The organism is Acidobacteriota bacterium (assembly GCA_029861955.1).
In the GTDB taxonomy this organism is placed as follows: domain Bacteria; phylum Acidobacteriota; class Polarisedimenticolia; order Polarisedimenticolales; family Polarisedimenticolaceae; genus JAOTYK01.
Window position 1 is genome coordinate 64052 of sequence record JAOTYK010000011.1, and the last position, 10236, is coordinate 74287.

The following is a 10236-nucleotide window of genomic DNA, read 5'->3' on the forward strand; positions in this document are numbered from 1 at the left end:
GGATAACCATGAGCCACCATCTTTCCCCAGAGTTGACGCCCGAGATGCTCAAGGGGCTCTCCCTCGAGCAACTCACCGAACTAGCCCAGGAGATTCGGGACGCCATCTGCAATCAGGTCTCCCGGAGTGGCGGCCACCTGGCGCCCAACCTGGGGGTCGTCGAACTGACCCTGGCCCTGCACTACGTCTTCGATTTCTCCCATGACCGACTTCTGTTCGACGTCGGCCATCAGTGCTACGCCCACAAGCTTGTGACCGGGCGCGTCGAGCTTCTGGATCGATTGCGACAGAGAGATGGGATGGCGGGTTTCCCCGAACCCCGCGAGAGCGATTTCGATCTCTTCAGCGTCGGCCATGCGGGAACCGGTGTCTCGACCGCGCTCGGTATGGCCCGCGGCGATCAGATCAACGGCGAGGTCGATCGGAAGAGTGTGGTCCTCGTCGGAGATTCCTCCATCGTCAATGGCGTTGCGATGGAGGGACTGAACAACGCCGGGACCCTGAAGCGACAGTTCCTGGTGGTCCTCAACGACAACGGCATGTCAATCGGCAAACCACAGGGTGCACTTGCCAGCCACTTCGATCGAATCCGTGTCGATCATCGATTCACGACCCTCAAGGAGCGGGCCCGTCAGGTGCTGAAGAAGCTGCCGGCCGGTCACAGTGTCGAGGAGATCTACCATCGGCTGGGCGAGGTCACCAAGGCCGCCCTCGATCACACGCACATCTTCGATCACTTTGGATTGGTTTGCGTCGGACCCATCGATGGCCACGACCTGTCGGGGATGATCGACATGCTCCGTGAGGTCAAGGAGATCGACCGACCCGTCTTACTTCACGTCAAGACGGTCAAGGGCAAAGGCTTCGATTTCAGCTCCGAGGATCCGACCACGTTCCACTCGCCGAAACCGTTCACCCGCAGTGGATGCCGCGTAGAGCTGAAGTCCAGCGGTCGTTCGTTCACAACGGCCTACGCCGACAGACTGATCGAACTGATGGAACGCGACGAGAAGGTGGTCGCCGTCACGTCCGGGATGCCCGACGGAACGGGACTGAATCACGTCATCCCCCGCTTCCCCGACCGAGCCTGGGACGTCGGCATCTCCGAGGAACACGCCATCGACATGTGCGCGGGGATGGCCAAGACCGGCCTGAAGCCGTTCGTCACGATCTATTCGACCTTCATGCAGCGCGGCTTCGACCAGGTCTTTCAGGAGGTGGCCCTCCAGGGCTTGCCGGTTCGGCTCTGCATGGATCGCGCGGGGCTGGTCGGCGGCGATGGTGCCGTCCATCACGGATTCCTGGACGTGGCGTTCCTTCGCAGCTTCCCGAATATGGTTCTGACCGCTGCGATGGACGAACCGACATTGACGGCTGCCATGGAGTTTCTGCGGGGACACGATAGTGGCCCGTCGGCACTGCGCTACCCCCGCGACAACGTGGCTTCGTCGCCCCACCAGGCCTCGGTCTCTCCGTTCGAGCTGGGGAAGGCCCAACTTCTGGAGGCCGGCGACGACGTCGCGATCCTGGCCTATGGATTCCCCGCCAACGATGCTCTCGCAGCCCGCGAGACGCTGGCGCGAGAAGGGATCTCTGCGGCGGTCTATGACGCACGCTTTGCCAAACCCCTCGACGTCGCGCTGATCCGCGCCCTGGTCGAATCGGAAACGCCCATCCTCACGGTGGAGGATCATGCCGTGACCGGTGGCTTCGGTGCTGCGGTTCTCGAGGAATGTAACCGCCACGGATTGTCGGCGGACCGCATCCATCGATGCGGACTCCCCGATGAGTTCATCTATCAGGGTTCACGGTCCGAGCAGCTGGCCGAAGCCGGCATCGACGCCGACGGCATCGCAATCGGGGTCCGACGACTCCTGGACGGTCGTCAGAAGGAGCAGACCTCCGGTTCGTTTGCCGGCCTCAAGCGCTCGCTTGGTTTCGGAGCCCGCTAGATCAACTCTTTGATGTAGCGTCTTCGGGCCAGCCGCCAGAACACCACGAGAAATGCCGTCAACGGGATCGCCAGGATCATCCCCAGGATTCCCTGAAGAGCGGTCCCCCAGAAGAACAACGCCACGATGATCGCCACCGGGTGAAGCCCCGTCTGGCTTCCCATGATCCTGGGCGTCAAGACATAGCCCTCGATCAACTGAACGATCACGAAGATGATCGCGATCAGTCCAAGCAGCAGCACGCCACCGTCCGCCTGGAAGTAGGCCAACGGGAGACAGATCGCCAGTCCAACGATGTTGCCGAGATAAGGGATGATATTCAGGAGCCCCAGCATCATGCCGAGGATGAATCCGTACCGCAGCCCCACGACGCTGAATCCGATCGCGTAGAGCAACCCTTGCAGAAACGCGATAACGAATTGCCCCCGGAAGAAGGCGACAAGGATCGCGACGAATTCGTTGATCAGGTAGACGAGGTCCTTTCGTGTCGTTGGCTTCAGGAACGGAAAGAGCTTCTCGAGATCCCGCGGAACCCGCGCTCCGGCGATGAGGAAGTACGCCAGGTAGACCGGCATGACGGCCCACGCCGCCAACGTACCCAGGAACCCGAAGACCCCCATACCAGCGGTCAGCGCGCGGGTGCTCAGCTCTCTCAGGCCGTTGATGACGGTCTCCTGCTGCGCCTCTAATACCTCTCGCGCCCGTTGACCCCACGGGTTCTCGTCCAGGAAATGTTTCATCTGCGGCCAGCGTGCCTGGAGGTCTTCGGCCATCGATTCACGCCATGCGGGGAAACGGATCACCATGTCGGAGATCTGCTCGACCATCACCGCGCCAAAGAACCAGCCGAACCCGGCGATGGGCAACGAGATCGACAGAAATACCGTCGCGACCGCAAGAGCCGCCGGGAACTTCAGTCGGCGACGCAGCCAGTGGTAGTAAGGCGCCAGTAACATCGCGATCACACCGGCCACCGCCAGCGGCAGGAAGACGTTTGAGAAGCGGTGCAGGAACTGGGTGAGGACCCAGCCGATTGCAAACAGTGCACCGAGGATCACGATGCCGCTGACGATGGTGATCGCCGCGGCGAGGGCCGCCCGCTGCCGGGTACCCAGATGGAGCCCGGCGATCGGTCGCATCCCTTCGGGACGTTTCTCGGTTGGTTCGGTCATGGCGGCAAGTCTACCGCAAGCGACGCTCGTCAGTGAAAATCGTGACTGCCGACCACTGCCGGTGCCGCGCCGATCTTCGGAGTCCAGAACGTATCGGCGATCAGGTGGGTGACACCGTCCTTCACCTGCAGTTTTCCGGTGACACCGATGAAACTTGCGGTCCGGATCTGGAGACGGAACGTCTCGTAGACCTTGCTCCAGACCACGAGATTGACGAAACCGGTCTCGTCCTCGAGGGTCATGAACAGGACTCCGGATGCCGTCCCCGGTCGCTGACGGCAGATCACCAACCCGGCATAGCGCACCCGTCGTCCGTCGGGCATCGAGGAGACCGTGCCCGCATCGGGAAGTCCCTGCTCTTCAAAACGTGGCCGCAGAGGCTCCAGTGGATGCCCGCGGGTGCTATGACGACTGGTGCGGTAGTCCCAACGGATCGTCTCCAACGCATCCAGCTCGATAAGTTCCGGTGCCCGCTCACGTAGATGCAGTGACGTCGCACGAGCCGGGTCTCGAGTTCGCTGGACCTCCCACAACACCGTGCGTCGATTGTCCTCCAGTCGTTGCAACGCACCGGATTCCGCCAATCGCCCCAGCGTGCCACGATCTAATCGGGTGTCCTCGACAAACATGGCCACCGACGACCAGCGTCGACGATGACGGGCCTGTAGGATCCGTTCTCCCTGTGGGCGGGCCAGTCCCTTGACGTACCGCAATCCGACACGCACGGCGAACCGTCCCTTCCGCACCCATTCCAGCGTGCAATCCCAATCGCTGTGCAGCACGTCGATGGGGCGCAGCTCGACTCCCTGGCGACGCGCATCCTCGAGGATCGTGGAAGGCGAGTAGAAGCCCATCGGCTGGGCGTTCAACAACGAGCAGGCAAAGGCATCCGGATAGTGACAACGCATCCAGGCAGTCGCATAGGCGATCAATGCGAAGCTGGCGGCATGGCTCTCCGGGAATCCGTACTCGCCGAAGCCACGGATCTGCTCGAAGACCCGCTCGGCGAACTCTCGCTCGATCCCCCGGGACGTCATCCGCTGCACGAGACGTTCTCTGTGTCGCTCGATACGACCGGACTTTCTCCACGCCGCCATGTCACGACGCAACTGATCGGCCTCGCCGGGGGTGTAGTCGGCGGCGACCATCGCCAGTCGGATCACCTGCTCCTGAAACAACGGCACTCCCAATGTTTTCTTCAGGACCGGTTCGAGGCATGCGTGGGGATAGATCACCGGTTCTTCTCCCGAACGACGACGCAGATAGGGATGGACCATGCCGCCGGTGATCGGGCCGGGACGTACGATGCTGACCTCGATGACCAGGTCGTAGTAGGTCCGTGGTTTCAGGCGTGGCAACATCGCCATCTGCGCACGACTCTCGATCTGAAACACACCGACGGTCTCGCCACGACAGATCATGTCGAAGGTCGGTGTGTCGTCGGCGGGGATCGTCGCCATCTCGTAATGTTCATCGTGATGCTGCCGCAGAAGATCGAAACCAAGATGAAGCTGATGCAAGGCGCCGAGCCCCAGCAGGTCGACCTTGAACAGCCCAAGCTCTTCAAGACACTCCTTGTCCCACTGGATAACCGTGCGGTCCTCCATGCTGGCGTTCTCGATCGGCACGATGTGGCAGACCGGCTCGTGACCCAGCAAGAAACCACCGGGATGGATCGATAGATGGCGCGGAAAGTCCTGGATCTCCGTGGCCAGGCGTAACAGATGCCGATGACGTGGCAGCTCCGGATCCAGGCCGGCCTCGGTCAACGTCTCCGGAGGAACGTCCCCATGGTGGGGTAGCAGTTTCGAGAGTCGATCCAGGGCCGTCTCGGCGACCCCCAGGACCTTTCCCACATCGCGGACGGCGGAGCGTGGCCGATAACGGATGAAGTTGGCCACCATGGCTGCGTGGCTACGACCGTACTTCTCGTAGACATGCTGGATCACCTCTTCACGCCGCTCATGCTCGATATCCAGGTCGATATCCGGTGGCTCGGCTCTTTCCCGAGAGAGGAACCGCTCGAATAACAGCCCCATCCGCACCGGGTCGACGGCGGTGATCCGCAGGCAATAGCAGACCGCCGAGTTGGCCGCCGAGCCTCGCCCCTGACAGAGGATCCCCTGCTCACGACAAAACCGTACGATCTCCCACATCGTCAGGAAGTAACCGCAGTAGTCCAGCTCGTCGATCAGGTCCAGTTCCTTTTGAACCTGCTCTCGCACCCGGGAGGAGGGGTCCTGACCATAGCGTTCCCGTGCCCCCTGCCAGGTCAACGTGTGAAACCACTGTGAGGAGGTCTGACCATCGGGGAGTCGCTCGGATGGGTAGCGATAACGCAATCGCTCTAAAGAAAACCGACATCGCTGAGCCACCTCCCGCGCACGCAACACTGCACCGGGTACGTCACGAAACAGACGGGAAAAACTGTGGGGCGACTTGAGCGCATGTTCCGCATTGGGTTGGATTCGGCGGCCGGCCTCGGTCAACTTGACCCCATGACGGATACAGGTCATCACATCCTGAAGATCCCGTCGGGCGGTCTTGTGGTAGAGCACCTCATGAGTCGCAACGGTCTGAATGTTGAACTTGTCGGCACGCTGTCGGAGTCGTGCCTCGTGGGTTACCTCCTGCGCGTCACGATGACGGGCGAGCATGGCGTAGAGTCGATCCCCGAATGCCTCGACCAGGTCATGAATCACGAAGAACGGATCGGCACGGCCGACCAGCAGGCTGCGGGATCCACCCCACAACGCGATTAAACCCGCCGCATGGGAACAGACCTCTCGCCAGCCGACCTCGCTTCGTCCCTTCTCGCATCGACGTCGCCCGACGGTGATCAGCTTGCAAAGGTTGGCGTACCCGTCGCGGTCCATCGCAAGCAAGACCAGGGTCGAGCCATCGTCAAGGGTGACCTCCGAGCCGATGATCAACTTGACACCCAGCTCTCGAGCCTTGATATGGGCCTCGACGATGCCGTAGACACCATCCCGGTCGGTCAGCGCCATCGCCTCCAACCCCAGCGATCCACAACTATCGACGAGTTCTTCGGGACGACTGGCACCTTCGAGAAACGAGAAGTGACTCTTGCACCACAGCGGGATGTAATCCTGCATCTACTCCACACGACCCTGCAGGAACCAACGTCGTCGGTAACGATCGAAGAAGACCCACAACAACTCTCCCTTGAGGGTCTCCGCGAAGTGGTATTCGCGATGCACCGCACGTTGCCACCACCCCCCAGACACCACATAGGGGCCCGACACCTTGGTCACCGGTCCTTGCTGGAGTCCCTTCAGCATCCAACCGTCCGGTTCGTGACGAGGCCGCAGAGGCAAAGGAAGCGGGCGAGCCTGAATCCGGCGGACCAGCTGTTGGAGGTCGACACCGCGAGCGGTTGCCGGCTTCGCCGGTTTCAACTGCTGGATCGGCTGCCAACCAAAACTACCTTCCGGCAGGTGACCCTCTCGCAACTGTGCATGGACCACGGACCTGTCACCCAGGTCGGCACGGACACGAGCCAGAGCTCGATTGACCGCATCGAGGCCGCGCTTCGGGTTCTCCGCAAACAAACGTAACTGCCGTGGAGCGGCCTCGGTCTCCCCGGCCAGTAACACCAGCTCCACGACGACATCCGGGAGTTTCCGCAGAGCCTGGAGCCGCAAGCGGATCAGTTCCAGAAGTTGGGGTGCGTCCAGGGTCGGGGCCGCGGGGCGGATCGATTCCAGATGATCTCCCAGTCGTTCGAAACGCAACCCCAGCTGCAGCTCTGTCAACGCGTGGGCCCGCCCGGCCAACGTGGCCAGTAACGATGGCAACATCTGTTGGATGCCAACCATCAGACGTCCAACGTGACTCTCGGGATGCTCCAGAATCAGCTTCTCGACGGCCGGTGGCCGAGGATGTTCCGGCTGCAGCGGCACCTGGAGATCGCCGCTGGCCAACCGATGGAACTGGTGAGTCGTCTTGTCGAAACGACTCTGGACCCCCTCTCCCGGGAGGTCACGAAAGCCACCGACGGTGGTGATCCCCAGGCGAGCCAACGCATCCCGCGATGCCGGCGGAAGCGACAGCCGTTCTAGGGGAACCTGGCAGGCCGCCTCTCGTTCTTCTTCCGCATCCTTCAACACGCTGACATCCCGTCGGACACGAGCCAGGGCATAGCTCCCGAAACGGGTCCAACCGACCACCACCGCAGCCTGATACCCCTCTTCCTTCAACGCCTCTTCCACCTCGCTCCCCCAGCGATGCAGGGAGTCGTAGAGACGTTCCAACCCCGACGCATCCAACCAGAACAGGCCGGCGGCAGCAGACTCGGTAAGATCGGCCGGCTCTACGTTTGGCGTAAAACGGCGCAGCCTGTCGGACAGACGACGGATCGTAGTGTGGATCTCTTGTTCCGGCACCACCGATGCATGGAGATCACCGGCCAGGGAGAGGGCCGCGGCGTAACGCATGCCCGGCAAGATCCGTCGTGTCCGCGCCCGTTCGTTGACCCACAGGATCTCGCCCTGAGGACGGTCACTATCGACGACGGCGACCGGTCGCTGACGCCAGTCGGGGTTTTGCAGCAACAGCCATTGCAATGGCAGTTCCGGAACGTCGACGCAGGCGATCCTAGAGTAGGCCTTCCGGTCCACGGCAGACCTCCTCGTGATGCCACCCCGGACCTCGGCGCTTGTCCTTTAGCACTTGTAGTTCACACAGGAAACGATCGGCAGCTTCCGGCCTGGGACGACGGGATCGAACGCTATGGGCACGTAACGAGATCAGGGAACCGACCGAGGGCTGGCGATCCTCCTTCTCCGTGATGCACAACAGCGCCGTCCCGTGATGTTTGGCCAGACCCGCCAGACGGGTCTGCACGGAAATCGGTAGACGGGGACGAGCGCCCAGATCCAGAAGCACCAGCCCGAAGGCCCCGCTACGCAGGACGTAGTCCGTCGCCCGGGCTGCCGCACGATCGTCCGGCGCCCAGACCACAGGCAGCCCTTCAAGATCGACACCGGCGCGTGCCGCGTCCGGCGGAAAGAAGACGCTCTGCCGATGACCGATCCAGACCACCGGCTCTGCCTGCCGCTGGGCCTCCAACACCAGTTGGAAGACAAGGGTCAGCGACGCCGTCGCCTGCCCACCGGAGATCTCCGCAAAACGACCGGTCAGGGCCGCCAGCTTCCACTCGGCAGGAACCTGGATCGCTTCCAGACCTCGGTGGACGGTAGACGGCAAGGTGGACGCCAAGACGGAGGGGCTAATACTCACGTCGGATCTCCATCACCTTGCCCAGCACGACCACCGGCTCTGGGCCGGGAACGATCGGCTTGAATCTTGGATTCTCCGGATGAAGCTCGACACGTCGTCCCCGCAACCGAAGACGCTTGACCGTCGCCTCTTCCCCCACCATGGCGACGACGATCTCGCCGGACCGAGCCGTCGACTGGCGACGCACGATGGCGATATCGTCGGGAAGGATGCCGGCGTCGATCATGCTTTCTCCTTCCACACGCAACGCGAAGTAGTCCTCTCCAGAGAGGGGCGTGGTGTAGGTCTTGGTGTAAGACGAAGAGAGCGGCACAAACCCATCGGGATCTTCGATGGCCTCGGTCAGTGCACCGGCCTGTACACGACCCAGTAGCGGTACCCACTGCAAAGGCGACGGTTCCCGGTCGGCAGGGAGTCGATAACCACGGGACTTGCCGGCTTGCTTGGTCAACCGACCGTCTGCCACCAGCCCCTCAAGATGTTCCCGCGCCGTCTGTACCGAACGGAACTTGAAAGCCTGTTGCACCTCACGGATCGTCGGTGGCTGTCCGGTCAGCAGCCGCTCTTGCAGAAAACGGTAGATCCGCTCCCGCGTCTGCCCTGCTGGAGTACGTCCCATGACGGCGTCGCTCCTGTGATCTTGTTTCGACCCGATACCATACAAATGTATGGTAAGACGCAAGACAAGTCAAGAGCCCAAAATGTCGCACTCTTTCGTGGGCTACCGGTCGCTGTGGGCGACGAGCCGGCGCAGGGTCTGATCGTCCTCCGAGGAAGGCTTGAAGCCTCGTTGGATCAACCAGTTCCTCAGAGATTCGCGATCCGGATGGGTCGGGCGAACCACGTTATAGAGATAGTTCAACTGCCGACCGTGGGCCTCCAGGGCCAGCTGTTCCATGATGAACGAACCGACTCCCCCCCGACGGCTCTCCGGATCCACGGCCAGCAGGACCTCCGCATCTCCCCAGACCGTGTCGAGCCAGCCGAAACCGACCGTCTTGCCGTCGGCCTCGACACGCCACCACTCGCCGGCCACCAACTCGCCGGGACTCTGGGGTGCCATGGCGAAGATACCCTCGGCGGCGTCGCCGATCAGTCGCTGCTTGTCCGCGTCCCACTGGGCCGGCTCTTCATGAATCCACTGAAGTTTCATCGATTAATCCTCAGCTCTTGGTGGGGTCCTGGGGGGTGTAAAGGGACGAAGGGAAGGAGGTCACGTTGTCGTCGCCCGTCTCCTTCTTTGAGATGCGAGCCGTCCCCCGTTTGGGGACCTGGTCAATACGAACGATGGCGTGCATCGGCACGAAGAACCGCTGCACTCCCTCGAACTCGGTCTTGAGTCGTTCTTCCGCCGGATCGACCACCACCTGGGTCCGCTCGCCGAAGATCAGCCCCTCGATGCAGACGAACCCGAACAGATCGCCCTGGTGAACACTCTCGGCGAACACCTCGTAGGTCTCCCCACGGTTGTGGAAAATGGCCCGGTAAATCGGCTCGCTCATAGACTCTCAGGATACCACCGGCCGAAACCCGGAAAACCCAGACAGAGGTTCTTTAACTCTTCCGGTCCGTCGGTTTAAATATCTTCGTTTCCTGCTAAAAAAGTTTGGCGCGATCCCGATTAGACGATATATTAGGTCTATCGCTAAGGGAGTCGTGATGATCAAGAGTTATGAGACACCGTCGATCCGCACCCTGACCAGCAGTCAGGTTCTGGAAATCATGGGCCCGGCACAGGGTTACATGCAGGTGATCGACATCGATCTCCAGAGCCCTGGCCTCCGTGAAGGGAAGATGACTCGCTAGAGTCTCTCGTCCGCGCCTCGACCTCCAAATCTAATCCAATTCAG

Annotated in this window: 9 protein-coding genes; 2 read left to right on the plus strand and 7 right to left on the minus strand. The window is 61.7% G+C overall.

What is annotated here, in order from left to right; genetic code table 11:
* The first annotated feature begins 8 nt into the window (after positions 1-8).
* Positions 9-1952 (plus strand): 1-deoxy-D-xylulose-5-phosphate synthase, encoded by a 1944-nt coding sequence (gene dxs / locus OES25_07175; protein MDH3627423.1) that lies wholly within the window; start codon positions 9-11, stop codon positions 1950-1952.
* Here the strand turns inward: dxs and OES25_07180 are convergent.
* From OES25_07180 to OES25_07210, 7 genes are all read right to left on the minus strand, one after another.
* On the minus strand, positions 1949-3124 hold the full coding sequence (locus OES25_07180) for an AI-2E family transporter (protein ID MDH3627424.1): 1176 nt from the start codon (positions 3122-3124) through the stop codon (positions 1949-1951). The two genes, dxs and OES25_07180, sit on opposite strands and share 4 nt — an antisense overlap.
* A 29-nt stretch (positions 3125-3153) precedes the next feature.
* Positions 3154-6240 carry an error-prone DNA polymerase gene (locus OES25_07185; GenBank protein MDH3627425.1) on the minus strand — a complete coding sequence of 1029 codons (3087 nt, stop codon included), beginning with the start codon at positions 6238-6240 and terminating at the stop codon, positions 3154-3156.
* On the minus strand, positions 6241-7764 hold the full coding sequence (locus tag OES25_07190; protein MDH3627426.1) for a DNA polymerase Y family protein: 1524 nt from the start codon (positions 7762-7764) through the stop codon (positions 6241-6243).
* Positions 7742-8386 carry a recombinase A gene (locus OES25_07195; GenBank protein MDH3627427.1) on the minus strand — a complete coding sequence of 215 codons (645 nt, stop codon included), beginning with the start codon at positions 8384-8386 and terminating at the stop codon, positions 7742-7744. The genes OES25_07190 and OES25_07195 overlap by 23 nt, the downstream gene beginning before the upstream one ends.
* Positions 8376-9005, minus strand: coding sequence for a transcriptional repressor LexA (gene lexA / locus OES25_07200; GenBank protein ID MDH3627428.1), 630 nt, complete (start codon positions 9003-9005; stop codon positions 8376-8378). Before lexA ends, OES25_07195 begins: the two co-directional genes overlap by 11 nt.
* 102 nt (positions 9006-9107) lie before the next feature.
* Positions 9108-9539: a GNAT family N-acetyltransferase gene (locus tag OES25_07205; GenBank protein ID MDH3627429.1), complete on the minus strand. Its 432-nt coding sequence runs from the start codon at positions 9537-9539 to the stop codon at positions 9108-9110.
* 10 nt (positions 9540-9549) lie between these two features.
* Positions 9550-9888, minus strand: a complete 339-nt coding sequence (locus tag OES25_07210) for a DUF1820 family protein (GenBank protein MDH3627430.1) — start codon at positions 9886-9888, stop codon at positions 9550-9552.
* Between the two features lie 157 nt (positions 9889-10045).
* Here OES25_07210 and OES25_07215 point away from each other — a divergent pair, with 157 nt between their 5' ends.
* A complete protein-coding gene (locus OES25_07215) occupies positions 10046-10192 on the plus strand; it encodes a hypothetical protein (GenBank protein ID MDH3627431.1) in 147 nt (48 codons plus the stop codon).
* The last annotated feature ends 44 nt before the right edge of the window (positions 10193-10236 follow it).